This is a genomic window from Nannocystis bainbridge, assembly GCF_028368995.1.
Lineage (GTDB): Bacteria > Myxococcota_A > Polyangia > Nannocystales > Nannocystaceae > Nannocystis > Nannocystis bainbridge.
This window is the reverse complement of sequence record NZ_JAQNDL010000003.1, coordinates 2756320-2776725: the sequence shown is the minus strand read 5'-3', so window position 1 is coordinate 2776725 and position 20406 is coordinate 2756320. Positions and strand designations below refer to the sequence as shown.

The following is a 20406-nucleotide window of genomic DNA, read 5'->3' as shown; positions in this document are numbered from 1 at the left end:
GGGCGGCATTTCAGGCGGCGTCCCGGGACGCTCCGGCGGCGCCTACGAGGGTCGCGACGGCGTCGGCGTCGCGGGGGATGGCGGCCGTGAGGACGTCCGGGCCGGCCTCGGTGCACAGGACGTCGTCCTCGATCCGGATCCCGCGGACGTCGGCGTAGGCGGCCAGACGCTGGCGGTCCAGATCGGCCTCGAACGGGGCGCAGAGGGCCTTGTCGTCGAGGATCGCCGGGACCAGGTAGAACCCCGGTTCGATGGTGACGAGCATGCCGGGCGCCAGGTCGCGGTCGAGGCGGAGGTAGCAGGTGCCGAACTGGCTGCTCCGGGCTCGACCGGCGGCGTAGCCGGCGCGGTCGCCGAGATCTTCCATGTCGTGCACGTCGAGCCCGAGGAGATGCCCGACGCCGTGCGGGAAGAACAGGGCGTGCGCGCCCCGCTCGACCAAACCCTCCGGGTCGCCGTGGAAGATCCCCAGGTCGACCAGGCCGCGGGCCAGCGTCAGCGCGGCGCGCAGGTGGATGTCGCGGTACCGGACCCCCGGACGCACCATCGCCGTCGCGTCGAGGTTGGCCTGCAGCACCACGTCGTAGAGCGCCCGCTGGGTCGGACTCCACGCGCCCGAGACCGGCCAGGTCCGCGTCACGTCGCTGGCCCAGCCGTGGCAGTCGGCGCCGCAGTCGGCCAGCAGGAGATCGCCGGCCTTCAGCGGGTGATGACTGTGCTCGTTGTGCAGGACCTCGCCGTGCACGGTGACGATGCTGCCGTACGCCGGGCTCATGCCGCGGGCCGCGAACTCGGCCTCGATCGCCGCCCGCACGTCGGCCTCGCGCCGCCCAGGTCGGGTGGCCGCCATGCCGGCGAGGTGCCCCGCGCGCGCCGCCTCCGCGGACTGCCGCAGCAGCTCGAGCGCCGGCCCGTCGTGTTGCAGGCGCAACGAGATCACCGCGTCGGCGAGCTCGGCGTCCTTGCCCGCGAGCGCCACGGCGCCCGCCTCGGACTCGTCGTGCGCGCCCCACGGCCGCCCGAGCAGCGAGGCCTGCCGCGCCCGCGTGCGCGGATGGATCGCCGGCAGGGTGGCGACGCCGCGGAGGCCGTCGAGGGCGGTCCGCAGCTCGCTCAGCGGGCGGATCTTTCGCACCCCGGTGGCCGCCTGCAGGTCGTCCCAGGTCGCGCTCGGACCGATCCACAGCGGATCGTCGGGCGCCGGCGGCGCGGCGAAGATCTCCCAGCCGTCGCCGCTGCCGAGCAGCACCGCGCCCGGCCAGTGCACGCCGGTGAAGTAGAGGAAGTGGCTGTGCGCGCGGTACGGGTAGATGTTGGCGGCGTAGTTGCGCGGCACGAGATCGCCGGCGAAGAAGATCGCGGGCTCGCCGGCGAGGGCGCGAGAGAGTCGTGCACGCCGCGAGACGTAGACGGCGGCCGGCTGCGGCGGGACGAGGACGGACATGCGGGGAGCTTACCTCAGGCGGAAAGGGTTGATGAAGTGGGGCGCCGCGCGAGGTGCGCTCGAACGATCGGCGGGCCGACCGAGAGGTCGGCAGGCTGCAGGACGATCGTCACCGCAGTGAATCGCCGAGGCGACGGCTGCTGCGAGGTTTGTGCAAACGTAGTCGCGGTATTTTAAAAAATGTGGGGTGATGGTGAGCGACCATAGCGGGCGAAGCCTGGTCTGCGTCGCTCAGGTGAATCGGGGTCCGTGGCGACAGCGGGCGGCGGAACTGCGAGCGATCGGCCGCGCCCGAATCGCGGGGCGAGAGGCTCTTGTGATCCGAGATTGCACGAATGCGGCGCTGCTATGATTCGCTTGCTGCGATGTCTTCATAAAAGCACCCGGCGATCCCGGCTTCAAGGAGTTTCGCCCGTCTGACCATTGTGAGGATCGGGCGCAACTCCAATGTGGTGCTGCCAACTGCGGTTGGTGCCGTGGCCGCGCCGGCAATGCTCTGCAGCGCGCGGGGCCGCGTTCCCCCAATGCTAGGACTGCGATGTCATGAGATAAGTCTCGTCATCGTCGCGCGGATTCAGGCATCGTCCGTCGGCCTCTTCCCGTGGGCCCCGCCGGCCAGTACCCTCGCGCGCGTGGGCCAACCCCCGGAGCGGCGTCTGTTGTGGATCTTGTTCGGCCTGGCGCTGCTGTCGCGCCTGGTCTGGGTGCTGTGGGTGCATCCGCCGGGGAATTACCTGTACAGCGACATGCGGCTGTACATGGAGCGAGCCGTAGCGCTGGCGGACAAGGGCATCCCGGCGCCGACGCGGACGCTGGCGTGGCAGGCGTACGGGACGCACATGCTGCTGGCGGCGCCGCTGCGGCTGTTCGGCACCGCGGCGCCGATGGTCTCGGGGGCGCTGCTGTGGGGGCTGCTCGGGGCGGTGTCGGTGCCGCTGGCGTACCTGCTGGCGTGCCGGGTGCTGCGCGAGCGCTGGCAGGCACGCACGGCCGGGATCGCGGCGCTGCTGTGGTTCCCCAACCTCTCGACGACCGGCTTCTTCCTGTCGGAGACGCCGTTTTTGTGCTTCCAGCTGCTGTCGCTGTACTGGCTGGTGGTGTGCTTCCAGGAGGGGAAGCGCGCCTGGCCGGCGGGGGTGGCCTCGGCGCTGGCGTTCATGCTGCGGCCGCAAGCGGCGGTGTTCTACGTGTTCGTGCTGCTGGTGTGGCTGGTCAACGCGCGGCGGCTGAAGCACGTCCGCTGGCACCACCTGGTCGGCGTCGGCACGCCGCTGGTGCTGGCGCTCGGCTTCAGCCTGTGGCGCTTCCACTATCACACCGGCTATTGGGGCGGGATCGCCGAGAACGCCAACATGAACCTCACCGCCGGGCGATGCCACAACATCAACACCCAGGCGTATCGCACCGAGAAGGAGAAGAAGGCCGCGGACCGCAAGGACGACCAGAGCAATGGCCGTCGCGTGACGCTGCCGGGCTTCCGCACGCTCAAGAACTGGGTCCCCGAGTGGTCGCCGCTGGCGCTGCGACCGGCGCTCGGCGGCGACAGCATCCGCTTCGTCGGCTACATCGGCGACCCGTTCGTGCACCGCGAGATCCAGCGCAAGTGCTACGCGGCCACCGGGGTGCTCGAGCAGGCCCGCTACAGCTTCGTCAACATGATGCTGCAGTGGTTCATCGCCGGGCAGTGGCCCGAGACCAGCAAGGGCCACGCGCGCACGCTGGTGGTGGCGGAGGTGTACCGCTACTTCTTCAACACGGTGGTGCTGCTGCCGTCGCTGGTGGGGATCGGGCTGGCGCTGCGGGGGATCCGGCGCGACCCGGCGCTGGCGGTGCTGGCGGCTTGCCTGGTAGGGGCGATGATCATCGCGGCGATCTTCTTCGGCGACCCGCGTCTGCGCACGCCGTACGACCCGGTGTCGATCATCCTCGCGCTCTACGCGGTCGCGGTGGCGCTGCCGGCGTGGCGAGCGTGGCGTGCCCGACGTTCGGCCAGGGCGGCAACGTAAGGGGGGCGAAGGCCCGCTCACGGGCGCGGGCGAGCGGCGGCGGCGGTTTTCGCGGTGCCGCGGCGCGAGAGTGTGTTACCCCTTGGCCGCGCCACGCCCGGAGGAACCATGCCCGTCGCCGACTACGCCACCTACTGCCGCATGCTCGACAACGCCAGGGCGAACAAATTCGCCTATCCGGCGATCAACATCACCTCGTCGAGCACGATCAACGCCGCGCTGGCGGCGTTCAGCGAGGCCAAGAGCGACGGCATCCTGCAGGTGAGCACCGGCGGCGGCGAGTTCGCGTCGGGGCAGGGCGTCAAGGACATGGCCTTCGGCGCCATCGCGCTGGCCGAATTCATCCACCGGGTCGCCGAGCGTCACCCGCACTACGTGGCGATCCACACCGACCACTGCCCGGCCGACAAGGTCGACAAGTTCCTGCGCCCGCTGCTGGCCGAGACCCGCCGCCGGCGCGCGGCCGGGCTGCCCAACCTGTTCTCGTCGCACATGTTCGACGGCTCGGAGCTGCCGCTCGGCGAGAACATGAAGGTCGCGCACGGGCTGCTGCAGGAGTGCGCCGAGCTCGACGTCATCCTCGAGGTCGAGGCCGGTGTGGTCGGCGGCGAAGAGGACGGGGTCAACAACGAGCACGCGCCGGCGGAGAAGCTCTACACCACCCCCGAAGACATGGTCGCGGTGGCGCGGGCGCTGCGCGAGGTCAAGGGCGGCCGCTATATGTTCGCCGCCACCTTCGGCAACGTCCACGGCGTGTACAAGCCGGGCAACGTCAAGCTCAAGCCGACTATCCTTCGGGACGGTCAGGGGGCGGTGGCGCGCGAATTCGGCGAGGCGGCCCGCTTCGACCTCGTGTTCCACGGCGGCTCCGGCAGCGAGCTCAGCGAGATCCACGAGACCCTCGAGTACGGCGTCGTCAAGATGAACATCGACACCGACACCCAGTACACCTATACCCGGCCCATCGCCGACCACATGCTGAAGAACTACGACGGCGTGCTCAAGATCGACGGCGAGGTCGGCAACAAGAAGCACTACGACCCGCGCTCGTACCTCAAGGCGGCCGAGAAGAGCATGCAGGCGCGCATCAAGCAGGCGTGCGCGGATCTCCGCTCGACTGGCACGTCGCTGTTTGGGCGCTAGACCTCCACCACCGAGGAGCTGCAGGACCGAACGATGCGGGTACATGTCGACGCCGAGCGCCCAAACCCGCGCAAGCTGCAGCCCGCGGTCGATGCCCTGAAGAAGGGGCAAGTGATCGTGTACCCGACCGACACGGGGTACGCGTTCGGCTGCGCCATGTCGAGCGTGAAGGGCATCGCGGCGATCCGCCGGCTCAAGGGGCTCGACGAGCGCTCGCACAAGCCGCTGACGATGATCGTGTCCGGGCTGGCCGATGTCGGCCGCTTCGGCGTGCTCGGCAACTCGCACTTCCGCCTGGTCCGCCGCCTGCTGCCGGGGCCGTACACGCTGGTGCTGCAGGCGACGTCGGAGGTGCCGAAGAGCATGCACAACCGCCACCACGAGGTCGGCCTGCGCGTGCCCGACCACCTGGTGTGCCGCATGCTGATCGGCGAGCTCGGCGAGCCGCTGCTGAACGGCTCGGTGACGCCGGGCGAGAACACCGCGCCCGAGCTCGAGGACGCGGAGGAGCTCGAGAACCGCTACTCCCGCGAAATCGCGGTGGCGGTCGACGTCGGCCCCCAGTGGCCCGACCCGTCGACGGTGTTGCGCATGATCGGCGACGACATCGAGGTGCTGCGCGAGGGCAAAGGGGACTTCCGTCCGTGAGCGACGCGGCGGCGCGACCGCGCGCGCGGGTCGTGCTCGCGGACAACATGGAAGTGCTGCCGGACCTGCCCGCGGGCGGGTTCTCGTTGATCTACATCGACCCGCCGTTCAACACCGGCCAGACCCAGCGGCGGGCGCAGCTCAAGACGGTGCGCGACGCCGAGGGTGACCGCACCGGCTTCAAGGGCCAGCGCTACCGCACGATCAAGCTCGGCGAGCGCCGCTACGCCGACGTGTTCGACGACTACCTCGAGTTCCTGTGGCCCCGCCTCGAGCAGGCGCACCGGCTGCTGACGGCCGACGGCAGCTTCTTCCTCCACCTCGACTATCGCGAGGTCCACTACGCGAAGATCGCCTGCGACCAGATCTTCGGCCGCGAGTGCTTCATGAACGAGATCGTGTGGTCGTACGACTACGGCGGCCGCTCGAAGTCCCGCTGGTCGGCCAAGCACGACAACATCCTGTGGTACGCCCGCGATCCCGCGCGCTACACGTTCGAGTACGAGGCGATCGACCGCATCCCGTACATGGCCCCGGGCCTGGTCGGGCCGGAGAAGGCGGCCCGCGGCAAGACGCCGACCGACGTGTGGTGGCAGACCATCGTCAGCCCGCAAGGCCGCGAGAAGACGGGCTATCCGACGCAGAAGCCGCTCAAGATCCTCGAGCGCATCGTCCAGGTGCACTCGCGCCCGGGCGAGCTGCTGCTCGATTTCTTCGCCGGCAGCGGCAGCTTCGGCGAGGCGGCGCTGCGCCACGGTCGCGACGTGGTGCTGGTCGACCAGAACCCGGAGGCGATCGAGGTGATGCGCCGTCGCCTGGCGTTCGCTGCGCCGACGTTCGAGACGATCGGGTCCGGCGTCGCGAGCGAGGCGATGACGGAGACGATCGCCGCGACGGAGGTGCTCGCCACGACGGAGACGATCGCCGCGACGGATGTGACGGCCGCGACATCCGCGACGGACGAGGCGAGTGACGCGAGCGCAGCGACGAGAGCTATCCGAGCGCCGGACGCGACGCCGTCCGCGTGCGAGACGACGGACGCGACCGCGTAGCTCGCTGGCGGCGACGAGCGAGGTGCCGGAGAGATCGGGCCCGCGAACGTGGGTGCCGGCCCCGGCGACTGCCGACGAGGTCGGTTGAAACACGTTGCTTTTACCCATGCGAGCGTTGCGATCGGGCCCACTCGGATGTCCGAAGGGACAGGTGCGCGCAACTGCGCGAACTGGTGACGAGCGCCGCATTTCGTGGGCCTGCTTCACGGCACCGGATGTGATCGACGGAGGGCGGGCGAACACGGGGCGCGGGTGGTGGCGCGAATCGCATGAGCCCGGTGGCGTGCCCGGCAGGGCTTGGCTAGGTTTCCCGCATGCGCTCCCACTTTGCCGTGACCCGCGCCTTCTATGTCGAGCTGATGGCGGCGCTGGGGCTGGTGGCCGCCTGCGGGGGCGCGAGCAGCGAGACGAACGCGGGGACCGAACCCGAATCGACCTCGACCAGCTCGACCACTTCGACCACCGGCGCAGTGACGTCGGGGCCGCTCACCGGCACGACCGATGACCCGGGCGAATTGACGGCCACCACGGAGGGCGTGACGACCTCGACGAGCGAGGCCACGACCGCGCCGGGCACGACGACGACGCCGAACACGATCACCGGCGAGGAGACCACCAGCACGACCGGCGAGACCAGCGGCACGACGACGAGCACGACGACGACGACGGGCGAGCCCGGGACCACCGACGAGCCGGGCGAGTTCACGTGCGAGCCGCCGCCGCCGGGGCTGATGCAGAAGTACGTGTGCTTCCCGGTGCCCGACGGCCTGGCCGACTGCGCCGCCTGCGACGAGGCGTGCAGCCAGAGCTGGGCCAACGCGGCGGCCACCGGCGACCCGTTCTGCAGTTACACCGATCTGACCGTGCAGTGCGGGCCGGACCCGATGCCGGCCGCTCCGGACCAGTGCTGCTACTTCGTCGCCCACGGCGACGGGATGGTGTGCGAGGGCCGGCCGTTCATGGTCGAGGGCGCGGGCCGGGTGGCGCCGAGCCTGCGCCGCAGCGACTGGCAGGGTCAGATCTTGCCGTCGCTCACGGGCCTCGACGAGCCGACCCGCGCCGCGCTGGCCGAGCTGTGGGGCGCGACGGCGGCCGAGGAGCACGCGTCGGTGGCCTCGTTCGCCCGCTTCGCGCTGCAGCTGCTGGCCATCGGCGCGCCGGCGTCGCTGGTCGACGGGGCGCAGCGGGCGATGGCCGACGAGATCGCACACGCGCGCGCCTGCTACGCGCTGGCGGGCGCGTACGCGGGCAGCCCGATGGGACCTGGCCGTTTGGACATGTCCGATGCGCTCGGCGACAGCGACCTGCCGGCGCTGGCCGCCGCGGCGGTGCGCGAGGGCTGCGTCGGCGAGACGCTGGCGGCCCTGCTGGCCCAGGTCGCCGCGTTCCAGACCAGCGACTACGTGGTCCGCAGCGTGCTGCGGCAGATCGCCGTCGACGAGGGCCGCCACTCGCAGCTGGCCTGGCGGTTCGTGCAGTGGGCCCTCGGCCGCTCGCCCGCGGTGCGCGAGGCGGTGCGCGAGGCGTTCGCCGCGGCCCTGCGCGAGCCGGTCGGCGTCCGCCCGTGGCCGGCAGACGCCGATCCGGAGCTGCTGCGCGCGCACGGGCGGCTGATGCCCGACGAGCAGGTGACGCTGTGCCGCGACGCGCTGATCGGGGTGATCGGTCCGGCCGCAGACGCGCTGCTCGGCCGCGCCGATCAGGCAGCAGCAGCGGCGGCCTGAAGCCGCGCTCACGTCAGAGCCGCTGCTCGTTGACGCGCAGCGTCAACACCTGGCGAGCAGCTGCGCTCGATGGCCACGGCCTCACCGTCCCGGGACCGGCAGGCGAGGCCCACGGCCTGACGAGCGTGCCGTGATTCGCTGCCGTGGAGCGCCGCGCCTCTTCGAGAGCCACCAACGCCAGATCTTGCGCGGTCTGGATGCCCACACGGCCATCGGCGCGGACACGCGAATCACAGGATCGCGTGCCCGCAGGTCGCCGCGTCTCACTCGGGGCAGCGCGGGGCGATGAACTTGCCGTCGAGCGCGAAGTCATTGCCGAAGCCCGACCACTTCACGTGGCACAGGCGGCCGACGACCTTGTCCCCGTCGATGGCGATGATCTCGAGCGTGCCCTTGGCCTCGCTGCCGCCGCTGCTACAGTTGTCGCCGCCCTGGTCAGTGTCGGTCTCGAGGCCGAAGGCGTACACGCCGGGCCACGAGAGGGCATAGAGGCCCGGGGCCTGGAAGGCGCTGGGGATCCGCACAGACAGCTCCCATTGTTGGCCGCAGCCGATGCGGTCGTGTGGGTCGGCGCAACTGTGGGTCTCGCTCGAGAAGCGGACGTAAAGCAGGTTCGGGTCGTCGTCCTCGCCGGTGGTGCCGGCGCTGTCCGGGTCGGCGGCGATCTGCGACTCGAGGTAGGCCAGCACCTCGGCGTCGATCGGCTCGGCCTCGCCCTCGCACGGCACGGGCTCCTCCGGCGCTGAGGTGGTGTACGAGGAGGAGACGCCGGTGGTGCCGGTCTCCCATTCGGTGGTCACGGCGGCGGTGGTCTCGCCGTGGCTGTCGGTCGAGAAGCCGGTGGTGGAGGTCCAAGTCGGGTCGGTGGTGGAGGTCCAGCCCGCGTCGGTGGTCCCGACCCACGACGTGGCCGTGGCCGGCTCGGGCTCCGTCGCGGCCGGTTCGTCGGTGGTACCTTGATAGGTGCTCTCGCCGTCGGAGCCGCCCGGCGATTGCGAGGACTCGCCTTCGGTGTCGGAGCTCGCAGGGTCGCTCGCGCTGTCGTAGAGCTTGCTCTGGAACGTGCACGCCAGGAGCGTCGAGGCGACGATGCAGAGGTGAATACGTGTCGAGATGAACATGGAATATTGAATAGCATGGGCTTGGATTGTTCGATCGGACCCGCTTCGGCCCATCGGACCGCGATCGGACGTCGGCGCTGGAAGGCCGCAAATCCGGAGAATAGGGCTGTTTGAGGCGGGTCTGCGGCGTGGCGGGGAGCACGCTGCGCACGGCCGCGGCGATTGTGGTGACCGCTATCGTGACAGTTGTGACGCTGCGGTTTTGGCGACCGCTTCGTCGGCCTTGCGGATCGAGATCGGCGGCGAGGTCGGTCAATGCGGGCACTGCACATTACGCAGCGGCGCCGCAATTGCCGAGCGCGAGCGCGGCCTGGCGGCGGACGGGGGGGTCGGCGTCGCCGAGCAGGCGGGTGAGATCGGCGACCGCGCGGCGCGGCCCGTCAGCCCTCGAAGGCGCGCAGCTGCAGGCCCGAGACGGTGAAGCGGCGCTCGCGGAACTCGGGGACTTCGAGGCCGGCGTGCACGCGATCGCTGAGGTACAGCTTGCCCCACTCGCCGCAGTCCTGGGCCATTTTCGAGGCGATGTTGACCGGCATGCCGGCGATGTCCTTGCCGCCGCCGGCGAGGTCGAACACCAGCACGGGGCCCTGGTCGACGCCGATCCGGCAATCGATGCCGGCGTCCGCGAGCTCGCCGCGGAAGCCGCGGGCGAACGCCAGGGCGCGCGCCGGATCGTCGAAGGTGTAGATCCCGAGCGGCCCGCTGACCTTGACCTCGGCCCCGTGGTCGCCGTCGAGGTGACGCAGGCCGACGTCCTTCATCCGCGCCGACAGCGAGAGGTTGGTGAACAGCGCGATCGCCTGGCTCTCGGCGTCCTGGGCGTGACGCTCGATCAGGACCACGACCTTGTGCCGGGTGTACTTGGCGGTCATCTCGCGCGCGAGCTCCGGATCGCCGAGGCGACCCTCGAAGCGCACGAGGTCGGCATAAAAAGCGTCCGAGTAGGGGATCGGGTAGCGCCGAGTCGTTGCTGTCTCGAGGGACAGGCGCGGACCGTCGACGACGCGCCACAGCCGCTCGAGCGCGGCGGTGTCGCCGATGGGCGCGAGGGTGAAGCCGTGCGCGGGCGGCAGGCGAGCGACGACGGCCTGGCTGACGACGATCTCGCCGCCGGCGACGTGGTCCTCGGCGAACGCCTCGATCGCGTCGGAGGCGTCGCCGTACAGGCCGCCGCCGGCGCCGTAGAACTCGCCGAAGTGGGCGGCGAGGCCGATCTTGATGGCGCAGCGGCGGGCGACCTGGTCCTGCACGGCGAGCAGCGAGGCGAGCAGGCGCTCGGGCGCGAGCGCGGCGGGGTAGAACATCTGGGTGTTGTCGGCGGCCCAGATCCCGACGCTCTCGCCGCCGAGCGCGAGTCCGTGATCGTGGACGATCGCCTTGGGCTGATCGATGATGGCGAGGATCTCCATCAACCCGCGCTCGGCGGTCAGGCGCGTCAGGCCGGCGGCGTCGGAGACGACGTTGTAGCCGGTGACCCTGCAGGCGGCGAGCAGGCGCAGCGCGTCGGCCTCGGTCTGCTCGCTGGCCCACCACTGCTCGAGCAGGCGCAGCGGGAGGCCGCCGACGATGTCCTGGGCGAGGTCGAAGAGGGCAGGCGCGTAGCGGGCGATCGGGGTGACCAAGGCGGACCGCCTGGTGGGTTAGCAAGGCGGCGCGAGGTTGACAAGCGCTCGAAGGGGGCGCGGTCGCGCCGGCGCATCCGGCCGTGATTTCTTCTGGCGCCGGAGAATTCGCGTAACACCAGGCGCGGCTCCCCGTTGGTGCTCGGCGACCCGGAGGTCGCGCGGCAATCTCGACAGGAGGACTTCATGAAGATCTGGACATGTCTCATCGCCTTCGCGCTGCTCGCCGGCTGCGGCGACGACGGCAGCAGCACGACCGACAGCCCCGACGACACGGCCCAGGTGCCGCCGACCAGCGGGAAGGTGGCGATGCGCGAATGGTTGGCGGAGGGCCACTACAAACAATGGGCGGCCTGCGAGGCCAGCGCCCACGACGCGACGATCGGGGTGTCGCCGCACGGAAAGCAGCGGATCTGCAGCAACGACGCGCTGGCGATGCACGGCGACGGCGAGTACCCGGTCGGGTCGGCGGCGGTGAAGGAGCTGTACGACGCCGACGGGGCCGCGATCATCGGCTACGCGGTCTACCGCCACGTGAAACCAGGGACCGACGGCGGCAGCTGGTACTGGTATGAGGAGGTACCGTCCGATCATCCGGCGCCTCACGACGCCGACGGGATCGTGGCCGACGGCCTCGGCGACGCCGGACCGGCGATGAGCGTGTGCGTCACCTGCCATCAGGCGGCCGGCAGCGACGCCGACCATCCGGGGCACGACTACGTATACGTGCAGGTGCCGTGATTCGGGGGACGCGGACGCGGGGAAGCCTCGCGTCCGTCGCCCGCGCGCGGCTCACGGCGGGATGGTGCAGCCGCACAGGCCCGGCGGCGGCATGTCGGCGTTGCCGCAGAGCTGATCCTCCGGGTCCAGCATGGTCTCCGCGAGGTACGCCTCGAGCATCGCCGCCGGCAGCTGCGGGTTGTTGTGGGCCGCGAGCCAGGTGAGGCCGATGTCGTGCGGCAGGGCGTCGATCGACTTCAGGCCGTCGTTGCTGTCGAAGGTCAAGGAGTCGAGCGCGGTGAGGTTCTCGAGGCCCTGGAGATCGACCAGCGCGTCGTTGCCATCACCCCCGCATACGCCGACCTCGAGGCTCTCGAGGATCTCGAGGTTGGTCAGCGCCTTGACGTTCGTCAGCGCATGGTTGGACTCGAGTTTCAGGTTGCCGAGCTGCGTCAGCGACTCCAGCCCGTCGAAGCTGGTGAGCTGCGGGTTGTTGATCAAGATCAGCCCCTGGGCTCTCTCCAGGCTCTTGAGGCCGTCGAGGTTGGGGAGCAGGGCGTTCGACTCGAACACGATCAAACCGCCGACGAGCTTCAAGTTGCCCAGCTCGGCGAACGAGGCCAGCGTCAGGGTGTGTTGGACATGCAGGTCGCCGGTGATCTCGACGATGCACTCGAGGCCGGCCAAATCGGTGGCCTCGGTGATGGTGAGGGTGCCCTCGAACACGACCGGCTCGTCACAGCCCATCATGGTGCCGGTGGTGCCCGGCTCGGTGGTGGAGGTGTCGTCGGTGGTGGAGGCGAAGGTGGTGGAGGTGTCGACGGTGGTCGAGACCAGGGTGGTCGAGACCTCGCCGCTCGTGGGGGTCGGGTCTTCGCTGGTCGAAGTGCTGCTGGTCGGAGCGCTGGTCTCCGACGCGGAGGCGCCGGTCTGCGAGCCCGACTCGGTGCCGGGGACCGTCGAGGTCGAAGTCGTGGCGTCCGTGTCTCCGGTGCCCGTCTCGCCGCCGGGGTTCTGGCAGCCGAACAAAAACAGTCCCAAACCAAGGAGCGCGCGCGGGGTCGCCATTCGCTCGAGGATGGTGCATCGGCGCGTGGGAGGCCAGCGGCGTCGGGGGGGGCGGATGCCGCCGCGGGCCCGCAGACCGGCACGCGCGAGCGCGAGTGCGAAGGGTCTCGCGGTCGACCCGTCGCAGGCCGGCGGGCTCGGTCTCACCGAGAGGGTCGTCGCGAGCGAACGCGTCGAGCTCGGTCACGGTGGCGCGCACGCACCGGCGCTCCTCGTGTACGGCGGACCTGACGCGGGGCGGGGATGCGGTGAAGGCGAGTGCGATGCCGGGGTCGGAGCGCTCTGCGTCGGGTGCGGCTCGGCCCAGCGCGGCCGTCACGGGGGGATGACGCAGAAGCAGGCCGCCGGCGCGCCGCCGTTGTTGCACAGGGAGAAGGATGGGTCGGACATGGTCTCCGCGGCGTAGTCCTCCAGCATGGGAGTCGGCAGCATCGGGTTGTTGAACGCCCACAGGAACTCGAGCCCGATGCCCTGCGGGAGCGCGCCGATCGACTGCAGGGCGTCGTTTTGGTAGAGGCTCAGGCCGCCGAGGGTGGTGAGGTTCTCGAGGCCGTGCAGGTCGATCAGGGCGTCGTTGCCCATCGCGTCGCAGTAGCCGATCTCGAGGTGCTCGCTGATGCTGTTCAGGCTCTCCAGCGCCGTGAGGCTGGTCAGCTTCGGGTTGTCCTCGAGCCGCAGGCGGGCGGCCTGTGCGAGCGCCTGGAGCCCGTCGAGGGACGCCAGCTGCGGGTGGCCCTCGATCTGCAGGCCGCCGACCTCCGTGAGCGCCTGGAGCCCGTCGAGGCTGGCGAGCTTGGCGTTGCCGACCAGCCACGCGTCGGCGCTCACGGACGAGAGACCGTCCAGGCCCGAGAGGTCGACGAGGCCGGGGTTGTCCCGGATCTCGAGCGAGCCGAGCGTCTCGACCGACTCGAGCCCCTGGAGATCCGGGAGCAGCGGGAGGCCGCTGATGCTGAGCCGCGCCATGTTCGGCGCGAGGATGTCGGCGAGCGGGCCGAGGTCGGCGAGCTTCGGGTTGAAGCCGATCTCCAGGCTGCCGCTGAAGCCGGTGATCCCTGCGAGGCTGGCGAGCGAGCTCAGCTCGGCGTTGCCGCCGAGGTGGAGGCTCCAGCCGGGCTCGACGATCCCGGCGAGGCCCGTGAGGTCGGTGAGCGCGTCGCACCCGGCGATGCTCACCAGCCCGACGTGCCGCAGCGCCTGCAGGTCGCTGATGTCGGTGAGCGAAGGGTTGTCGAAGATGTACATGAACGGGGTCGTGTTCTTGCCCTCGACGACCTGCAGGCTAGCGAGGCCGTCGAGGGACGCGAGCGTGGCGTTGTTCTCGATCCGGACCTTGCCGCCGACCCGCTGCAGGTTCCCCAGCGACTCGAAGGAGACCAGCGACGTGGTGTTCCGAATCAGCAGGTCGCCGGTGATCTCGACGATGCATTCCAGGCTGGCCGGATCGGTGTCGTCGAAGATCTCGAGCGGGCCCTCGAAGACGAGGAGCTCGTCGCAAGCGATCGGCCCACCGGTGCTCGTGCTCGTGTCCTCGCCGGTGCTGGTCGAGGGGCCGATCGTGGTGCCGGGCAGCTCCGAGGTCGTAGGTCCGGTGCCCGTCGGTGGATCGGTCTCCGATGCGGTGACGCTGGTCTGCGAGGCCGACTCCGAGCCGGGGCCGGGCATGCTCGTCGTGGTGGTCGCATCGGTCGCGCCAGTCCCCGTGTCGTCCATGCCGATCGGGTCCTGGCAGCCGAACAGGAGGATGACCGAGCCAATCCAGTCGCGCTGCCTCGCCATCCTCCGAGGATGCCTGCATCGGCGTCGGCTGGCCAGAACCACCGCCGCGCGAGGGGAACAGGCCCCGGCCCGCCGACCGCCGTCGATCGGCCGCGTGGAGCGCGGGCGCAGGTCCCGGGCGCGCCCGCCGATCCGGCGAAGCCGAGCCAGCGGTCGACTGCCTCGCGGTCAGCCCGGGTCGGCGGGCTCGGTCTCGCCGAGGTCGTGCTCGCGCGCGAACGCGTCGAGCTCGGCCACGGTGGCGCGCATGAACCTGCGCTTCTCGTGATACGGCAAGAAGGCGCTCTTGAAGCCGTTGAGGATGACCTGGCGGAGGGCGGCGAAGTCGAAGTCGAGCTCGGTGTGGAGCAGGTGGAGCTCGCGCGAGACGGTGGTGTCGGTGATAAGGCGGTTGTCGGTGTTGACGGTGATGCGCGCGCCGAGGTCGAAGTAGAGGCGCAGCGGGTGCTCGGCGATGCTGCTGACGGCGCCGGTCTGCACGTTCGACGACGGGCAACACTCGAGCGGGATCCGGTGGTCGACTACGTAGCGGAGCAGGTCGCCGTCCTCGCGCAAGCGACAGCCGTGGCCGATCCGGTGGGCGCCGCACACGTGCAGCGCCTGCGCGATCGAGGCCGGACCGTAGGCCTCGCCGGCGTGGATCGTGACGTTGATATTGTTCTGGCGGACGAGGCTGAAGGCCTCCTGGTGATCCTTGGGCGGGTAGTCGTACTCGGCGCCGGCGAGGTCGAAACCGACGACGCCGCGGTTCTTGTAGGCGACCACGAGCTCGGCCATCCGCAGCGACGATTCGGGCGAGATGTTGCGGATCCCGCACAAGATCAAGTTGCTCTCGATGTTGTGGGCCTGCTGGGCGTCGTGCAGGCCGCGCAGCACGGTCTCGACCACGCGGGTGAGGCCGAGCTTGCGCCGGGTGTGCAGCATCGGCGAGTAGCGGACCTCCATGTAGCGCACGTTCTCGGCGGCGGCGTCGGCCGCGAGCTCGAAGGCGGCGCGGTAGAGGGCCTCCTCGTCCTGCAGCACCTGCAGGGTGACGTCGAACGCCTTGAGGTAAGCGACCAGGCTGCCGGCGTTCTGCCCGAGGTTCATGGCGGCGCCGAGCCCCTCGGGGGTGTCGGCCGGCAGCTTGACGCCGCGCTCGCGCGCGAGCTCGAGGATCGTGCCGAGCCGCATCGAGCCGTCGAGGTGGACGTGCAGGTCGGTCTTCGGCAGGCGCTGGATCTGCTCCAGCGTCAGAGTGGCGGGCATGCTGGCCTTTGGGTCAGGTGGTGTAGATCGCGGGCTTGAGCACGCCGATGTACGGGAGGTTGCGGTAGTGGCCGGCGTAGTCGAGGCCGTAGCCGACCACGAACTCGTTGGGGCACGGGAAGCCGACGTGGCGGACCTGGAGCGGCCGCTTGCGGGCCTCGTGCTTGTCGAGCAGGGTGCAGATCTCGAGCGAGGCCGGGTGGCGCGTGCGCAGGATGTCGCACAGATAATCGAGGGTCAGGCCGCTGTCGACGATGTCCTCGACGAGGACGATGTGGCGCCCGGTGGCCGCGCTGCCGAGGTCCTTCAAGATCCGCACCTCGCCCGAGGAGGTGGTGCGATCGCCGTAGGACGAGACGGCCATGAAGTCGATCGACAGCGGGATGTTCATGTGCCGCACGAGGTCGGCCATGAACAGCAGGCTGCCGCTGAGGATGCCGACCATCAGCGGGTCCTTGCCGGCGTACTCGCTCGCAAGCGTGCGCCCGAGCTGGGCGACCCGCTCCTGGATCTGCTGCTCGCTCAGGAGGATCTTCGAGAGGTCCGCGGTGAGGCCGCCCTGCCAGGTGTCCGAGGTCGTGTGTGTCATGCGCGCTGGTGCGCGCGAGGATACACGAGCGCCCGGCGCGCGTCAGCACGCAGCGCGAGCGTGAACCGCGGGGGTCATCGGCCCGGGCGAGCGGCGCCGAGGGCCCGCGATGGCCGATGCCGGGTCGACAGGGCGGCGTGGACTTCGAGATCGACGGCCCGCGCGGCTGCTGCCCGCTCCTGTGTCACCCCAGACGATCGTCGACCGACGCGATCGCTGCGGCTGCAAGATCTCGGCGCGCTCACGGCTGTCCTTTGGGACATGCCGCTCTGCGAGCCTCACGGGCCCAAGGCGGCGCGCACGGCGTCGGCGAGGGTGCGCGAGGGCTCCGGGCCGCTGGCGACGTGGACGATCCGTCCGTCGCGGCCGAGCACCAGCGCGGTGGGCAGCGCGCCGAGCTGCAGGCGGGCCGCGAGGGCGCCCTGCGGGTCCCAGCCGAGCTCGAAGCCGTGGAGGCGGAGGTCGGGCTCGGGGCTGAGGGCGCTGCGGTCGAAGTCGAGGGCGACGACGACGACGGCGAGGCGGGCGGGGCCGTACTCGCGCAGGAGGTCGTTGTAGGCGGCGAAGCTGGCCGGCCACGAGGGCAGCGCGGCGGAGGTGAGCTCGAGGACGACGACGCGGCCGCGCAGGCTCGGCAGCGGCAGCGCAGGGCCGGCGAGCAGCGGGACGGTGACGTCGAGGACCTCGCCGGCGGCGTGGCGGATCGCCTGCGTGGGCTGGACGGGCGCGTCGGGTGGCGGAGGCTCGGGCGGCGGGCCGGTCTGCGGGCGCGTGCACGCAGCGGCCGCGACCGCCGCGAGCAGGAGCACGCGCGACGAGAGGCTCATGCGTCGTGGACCGTGTCGACCAGGAGGCGCGCGATGGCCGGGTCGGTGTGGCGAGAGATGCCGTGGCCGAGGTTGAAGATGTGGGCGCGCGCGCGCTTGCCGGCGGCGACGATCGCCCGCGCCTTGTGCTCGACGAGGGCCGGCGGGCCGAGCAGCGCGAACGGGTCGAGGTTGCCCTGCACGACCCGCTCGGGGCCGACGACGTCGATCGCCCGGGCGAGGTCGATCGACCAGTCGACGCCGACGACGTCGGCCGGCATCTCGGCCGAGTAGGCGAGCAGGTTGGCGTTGCCGCGGGTGAACATGATGAGCGGCACGCCGAACTCGCGCACGGCGGCGCACAGGCGGGCGGTGTGCGGCTGGACGTGCTCGCGGTAGTCGTCAGGCGCGAGCGCGCCGGCCCAGCTGTCGAACACCTGCAGCGCGTCGACGCCGGCCTCGACCTGACCACGCAGGTAGTCGATCAGCAGGTCGGTGATGCGCCCCATCAGCTGTCCGAAGAGACCTGGCTCGCAGAACATGAGCGATTTGACATGTTCGAACTCGCGGCTGGTCTTGCCCTCGACGAGGTAGCTGAGGGTGGTGAAGGGCGCGCCGCAGAAGCCGATCAGCGGCACGCGGCCGGCGAGCGCGGCCTTGCAGGCGCGCACGGCGGCGTAGACGTAGTGGCAGGCCTCGCGCGGGTCGATCCACCGCAGGCGCTCGACGTCGGCCCGCGTGCGCACGGGCTCGGCGATCACCGGCGAGGGCTCGAAGCGCACGTCGACGCCGAGCGCGTCGAACACGACGAGGATGTCGGAGAACAGGATCGCGGCGTCGACGTCGAGGCGATCGATCGGCTGCAGCGTGACCTCGGCGCACAGCTCGGGGGTCCGGCACAGCTCCTCGAAGCTGACCTTGGCCCGGATCGCGCGGTACTCCGGGAGGTAGCGACCTGCCTGTCTCATGAGCCAGATCGGGGTCCGCGCGGGGCGTTCGCCGCGGCAGGCGCGGAGGAAGCTGTCGTTGAGCATGTCGGGGGCACGATAGCGCACCCCGAGCGGCGCGGGGCCCTCGCGGGCGGGGCGCGGACGCACACGCGGCGTCGAGGGCGGCCTTGCGCCCCCTGGCGCGCCCGCGGCCTGTTTGCCATCCTTCGGCCCATGCGACTTAGATCTCTCTTCTTGATCTCCAGCATCGGCCTCGGCGCCTGTTCGACGGCCGCTCCCCAGAGCAGCGAGACCCTCGGCACCGCGAGCGCGAGCGACAGCGGCGAATCGACCGGGGCGCAGTCGTCGGCGGCGACGCAGGTGACGACCGCGAGCACCGACTCGCCGACCACGGAGTTCGAGCCGACGGGCGACCCCGGGGGCACGACCGCGGCCTCGGGCACGACCGGCGAGAGCCAGACGACGGCGGCCACCGGCCCGAGCACGGACGGGACGAGCAGCGAGACGACGGCGGGGACGGATACCGCGGGGACGGATACCGCGGGGACGACCGACGGCACGACCGAAGGCACGACCGACGGCACGACCGACGGCACGACCGGCGGCCCGGGCGGTGGGCCGTGCGAGGTCGACGCGGACTGCAAGCTGCACGACGACTGCTGCTCGTGCTACGGCATCCCCAACGACCAGACCGACCCGATCTGCAAGGCGCTGTGCGACGAGACGCAGTGCCAGCAGATCGGCATCGACGAGGCGAAGTGCGTGCTCGGCCAGTGCACGACCGAGAAGGTCGACTGCAGCAGCGAGGTCGCGTGCGACTCGCTGCCGCCCGAGTGCCCGCCCGGGACGCTGCCGGGGATCGACGGGGCGTGCTGGAGCGGCGCCTGCGTGCCGGCGGTGTCGTGCGACAAGGTGCCGGACTGCAAGTCGTGCCCCGATTCGCTGATGTGTGTGCAGTTCCAGGCGTTCATGAACGAGCATACGTGCCTGCCGCTGCCGACCGAGTGCGGCGACAAGGCCAGCTGCGACTGCGCCAGCGAGGCGTGCGAGCAGCCGTTCGGGCTGTGCGGCGAAGGCAACGGCGAGGCCGACCTGATCTGCATCTGCCCCAACTGCTGAGCGGGCGTGGCCGCGAGCGCGGCTACGGCTGGCAGCGCTCGGGCGACCACAAGTGCGCGGCGCGACCCTCGAGGAAGCGCACGCACAGGTCGGGGTAGACGACGTCGAAGGCGCCGAAGGGCCCGAGCTCGACGAGCTTGTCGGGCTTGCCGCGCACGGTCTCGACATCGGCCAGCGACATACCGGCGCGGACTTTGCCGACGCCCCGCTCGTACTCGGCGATCTCGTCGGCGACGCCGAGCATGCGCTCGCCTCGGCGACCGCGCGGGACGAGGTAGCGCGTGAACACTTCGTAGGTGCCGCCGAGCCCGCCGGCGTGCCAGCGCGCGAGGATGAAGACGAGGTCGTCGTCGTCAAAGGCGTGGAAGAACCACGCGACGTGGCCCTCTTCGCGGACGGTCCGCTGCAGCTCCTCGCGGGCCTTGTTCTGCAGGTCGACGGCCTCGCGCCAGCCGATGCTCTCGCTCGGAGCGGCGTCGATGCCGGTGAAGACGACGTGGACGAGGCCCTTGGGGATCTCCCGCCAGCGACCGCGATCGGGCTGCGTGGCGCAAGCGCCAGCGAGGAGGGCGAGCGCGAGCGTGCACGGCTTCAACATGCGGGCGGATCGTAGCCGGTGAAGACGGCGCCGACCAGCCGCGCCTCGTGGGCGAGCAACCACCGCTTGCGCTCGAGGCCGCCCCCGTAGCCCGTGAGGCTGCGATCGCTGCCGACGATACGATGACAGGGGATGATCACGGGGATCGGGTTGCGATTGTTGGCCTGGCCGACGGCCCGGGTGGCGGTCGGGCGCCCCATGGCCCGGGCGATGTCTCCGTAGCTGCAGAGGACGCCGAAATCGACGGCGACGAGGGCGGTCCACACGGCCCGCTGAAACTCGGTGCCCTCAGGCCCGAGCGCGACTTCGAAGCGTCGCCGTCGCCCGGCAAAATACTCGTCGAGCTCGCGCCGCGCCTGCTGCAAGACGGGCTCGTCGTCGCAGGCGTCGCCATACTCGGCGGGCGCCGGCAGGTCACGGGTGTCGGTCATGTGCACGCGCCGCAAGACGCCGCCACCAGCGACGAGCCGCAACTCGCCGAGCGGGCTGGACATCCATGTCCAAGAGTTCATTGTCATGACATGCTCCCAAAGGACAGTTTTTTCTAATAGGAATCAGAGGCGCGGGACATGCGATGCGATAGGACGGGGGCGGTCGGGTGAAGGCGGCTCACTCGGCGGGTGTACCTCGGCGGGCGTGGGGATGCTTGCGAATTCGCGCGCCGGACGTGGAACGATGTTTATCGGCGCATGAGCGTCCGCTTCAGTCGCGCGAGCGAGGCGGCGGCGGTGTGCCGGCGAGGCGAGAACGACGCGGCTTTGCGGTCGAG

18 protein-coding genes are annotated in these 20406 nt (G+C 70.7%); 7 read left to right on the top strand and 11 right to left on the bottom strand.

Going from position 1 to position 20406, the window contains the following annotated elements:
- Window positions 1-10: 10 nt before the first annotated feature.
- Window positions 11-1444: an aminopeptidase P family protein gene (locus POL25_RS36255; RefSeq protein WP_272090930.1), complete on the bottom strand. Its 1434-nt coding sequence runs from the start codon at window positions 1442-1444 to the stop codon at window positions 11-13.
- A gap of 632 nt (window positions 1445-2076) precedes the next feature.
- On the opposite strand from POL25_RS36255, the gene POL25_RS36250 reads away from it, so the two are divergent.
- The 5 genes from POL25_RS36250 to POL25_RS36230 all read left to right on the top strand — a co-directional run bounded on the left by POL25_RS36250 (window position 2077) and on the right by POL25_RS36230 (window position 8017).
- Window positions 2077-3450 carry an ArnT family glycosyltransferase gene (locus tag POL25_RS36250; protein ID WP_272090929.1) on the top strand — a complete coding sequence of 458 codons (1374 nt, stop codon included), beginning with the start codon at window positions 2077-2079 and terminating at the stop codon, window positions 3448-3450.
- A gap of 108 nt (window positions 3451-3558) precedes the next feature.
- Window positions 3559-4593 (top strand): class II fructose-bisphosphate aldolase, encoded by a 1035-nt coding sequence (gene fbaA, locus POL25_RS36245; protein ID WP_272090928.1) that lies wholly within the window; start codon window positions 3559-3561, stop codon window positions 4591-4593.
- A gap of 33 nt (window positions 4594-4626) precedes the next feature.
- Window positions 4627-5241 (top strand): L-threonylcarbamoyladenylate synthase, encoded by a 615-nt coding sequence (locus tag POL25_RS36240; RefSeq protein WP_272090927.1) that lies wholly within the window; start codon window positions 4627-4629, stop codon window positions 5239-5241.
- A complete protein-coding gene (locus POL25_RS36235) occupies window positions 5238-6293 on the top strand; it encodes a DNA-methyltransferase (protein WP_272090926.1) in 1056 nt (351 codons plus the stop codon). The genes POL25_RS36240 and POL25_RS36235 overlap by 4 nt, the downstream gene beginning before the upstream one ends.
- Before the next feature lie 314 nt (window positions 6294-6607).
- Complete coding sequence (locus POL25_RS36230) at window positions 6608-8017, top strand: ferritin-like domain-containing protein (RefSeq protein WP_272090925.1); 1410 nt, start codon at window positions 6608-6610, stop codon at window positions 8015-8017.
- 263 nt (window positions 8018-8280) lie between these two features.
- Here the strand turns inward: POL25_RS36230 and POL25_RS36225 are convergent, their stop codons facing one another.
- Window positions 8281-9138: a hypothetical protein gene (locus POL25_RS36225; protein ID WP_272090924.1), complete on the bottom strand. Its 858-nt coding sequence runs from the start codon at window positions 9136-9138 to the stop codon at window positions 8281-8283.
- Window positions 9139-9518: 380 nt separating this feature from the next.
- Entirely contained in the window at window positions 9519-10760 is a 1242-nt protein-coding gene (locus POL25_RS36220) for a nucleotidyl cyclase domain-containing protein (RefSeq protein WP_272090923.1), read from the bottom strand.
- Window positions 10761-10946: 186 nt separating this feature from the next.
- Between POL25_RS36220 and POL25_RS36215 the strand changes: the two genes are divergently transcribed.
- Window positions 10947-11501 (top strand): hypothetical protein, encoded by a 555-nt coding sequence (locus POL25_RS36215; protein ID WP_272090922.1) that lies wholly within the window; start codon window positions 10947-10949, stop codon window positions 11499-11501.
- A gap of 51 nt (window positions 11502-11552) precedes the next feature.
- On the opposite strand, the gene POL25_RS36210 is transcribed toward POL25_RS36215, so the two are convergent.
- From POL25_RS36210 to hemE, 6 genes are all read right to left on the bottom strand, one after another.
- The gene (locus POL25_RS36210) at window positions 11553-12548 is read right to left on the bottom strand and encodes a leucine-rich repeat domain-containing protein (RefSeq protein ID WP_272090921.1); all 996 of its coding nucleotides are present in this window, start codon (window positions 12546-12548) and stop codon (window positions 11553-11555) included.
- Window positions 12549-12863: 315 nt separating this feature from the next.
- Window positions 12864-14327, bottom strand: a complete 1464-nt coding sequence (locus POL25_RS36205; protein WP_272090920.1) for a receptor L domain-containing protein — start codon at window positions 14325-14327, stop codon at window positions 12864-12866.
- 168 nt (window positions 14328-14495) lie between these two features.
- Window positions 14496-15575, bottom strand: coding sequence for an adenosine deaminase (gene add, locus POL25_RS36200; RefSeq protein WP_272090919.1), 1080 nt, complete (start codon window positions 15573-15575; stop codon window positions 14496-14498).
- A 13-nt stretch (window positions 15576-15588) separates the two neighbouring features.
- Window positions 15589-16164 (bottom strand): hypoxanthine phosphoribosyltransferase, encoded by a 576-nt coding sequence (gene hpt, locus POL25_RS36195; RefSeq protein WP_272090918.1) that lies wholly within the window; start codon window positions 16162-16164, stop codon window positions 15589-15591.
- Window positions 16165-16442: 278 nt separating this feature from the next.
- The gene (locus tag POL25_RS36190; protein WP_272090917.1) at window positions 16443-16991 is read right to left on the bottom strand and encodes a TlpA family protein disulfide reductase; all 549 of its coding nucleotides are present in this window, start codon (window positions 16989-16991) and stop codon (window positions 16443-16445) included.
- Window positions 16988-18004: a uroporphyrinogen decarboxylase gene (gene hemE, locus POL25_RS36185; protein WP_272090916.1), complete on the bottom strand. Its 1017-nt coding sequence runs from the start codon at window positions 18002-18004 to the stop codon at window positions 16988-16990. Before hemE ends, POL25_RS36190 begins: the two co-directional genes overlap by 4 nt.
- A 129-nt stretch (window positions 18005-18133) precedes the next feature.
- Between hemE and POL25_RS36180 the strand changes: the two genes are divergently transcribed.
- Window positions 18134-19039, top strand: coding sequence for a hypothetical protein (locus POL25_RS36180; protein WP_272090915.1), 906 nt, complete (start codon window positions 18134-18136; stop codon window positions 19037-19039).
- A gap of 22 nt (window positions 19040-19061) precedes the next feature.
- Here the strand turns inward: POL25_RS36180 and POL25_RS36175 are convergent, their stop codons facing one another.
- Window positions 19062-19637 carry a hypothetical protein gene (locus POL25_RS36175; protein WP_272090914.1) on the bottom strand — a complete coding sequence of 192 codons (576 nt, stop codon included), beginning with the start codon at window positions 19635-19637 and terminating at the stop codon, window positions 19062-19064.
- Entirely contained in the window at window positions 19631-20149 is a 519-nt protein-coding gene (locus POL25_RS36170; protein WP_272090913.1) for a methylated-DNA--[protein]-cysteine S-methyltransferase, read from the bottom strand. Before POL25_RS36170 ends, POL25_RS36175 begins: the two co-directional genes overlap by 7 nt.
- Between the last annotated feature and the right edge of the window lie 257 nt (window positions 20150-20406).

Coding starts and splice junctions, on each gene's coding strand:
- POL25_RS36255 (WP_272090930.1), bottom strand. CDS start 1,444: ATGTCCGTCCTCGTCCCGCCGCAGCCGGCCGCCGTCTACGTCTCGCGG.
- fbaA (WP_272090928.1), top strand. CDS start 3,559: ATGCCCGTCGCCGACTACGCCACCTACTGCCGCATGCTCGACAACGCC.
- POL25_RS36240 (WP_272090927.1), top strand. CDS start 4,627: ATGCGGGTACATGTCGACGCCGAGCGCCCAAACCCGCGCAAGCTGCAG.
- POL25_RS36230 (WP_272090925.1), top strand. CDS start 6,608: ATGCGCTCCCACTTTGCCGTGACCCGCGCCTTCTATGTCGAGCTGATG.
- POL25_RS36225 (WP_272090924.1), bottom strand. CDS start 9,138: ATGTTCATCTCGACACGTATTCACCTCTGCATCGTCGCCTCGACGCTC.
- POL25_RS36215 (WP_272090922.1), top strand. CDS start 10,947: ATGAAGATCTGGACATGTCTCATCGCCTTCGCGCTGCTCGCCGGCTGC.
- POL25_RS36210 (WP_272090921.1), bottom strand. CDS start 12,548: ATGGCGACCCCGCGCGCGCTCCTTGGTTTGGGACTGTTTTTGTTCGGC.
- POL25_RS36205 (WP_272090920.1), bottom strand. CDS start 14,327: ATGGCGAGGCAGCGCGACTGGATTGGCTCGGTCATCCTCCTGTTCGGC.
- add (WP_272090919.1), bottom strand. CDS start 15,575: ATGCCCGCCACTCTGACGCTGGAGCAGATCCAGCGCCTGCCGAAGACC.
- hpt (WP_272090918.1), bottom strand. CDS start 16,164: ATGACACACACGACCTCGGACACCTGGCAGGGCGGCCTCACCGCGGAC.
- POL25_RS36190 (WP_272090917.1), bottom strand. CDS start 16,991: ATGAGCCTCTCGTCGCGCGTGCTCCTGCTCGCGGCGGTCGCGGCCGCT.
- hemE (WP_272090916.1), bottom strand. CDS start 18,004: ATGCTCAACGACAGCTTCCTCCGCGCCTGCCGCGGCGAACGCCCCGCG.
- POL25_RS36180 (WP_272090915.1), top strand. CDS start 18,134: ATGCGACTTAGATCTCTCTTCTTGATCTCCAGCATCGGCCTCGGCGCC.
- POL25_RS36175 (WP_272090914.1), bottom strand. CDS start 19,637: ATGTTGAAGCCGTGCACGCTCGCGCTCGCCCTCCTCGCTGGCGCTTGC.
- POL25_RS36170 (WP_272090913.1), bottom strand. CDS start 20,149: ATGAACTCTTGGACATGGATGTCCAGCCCGCTCGGCGAGTTGCGGCTC.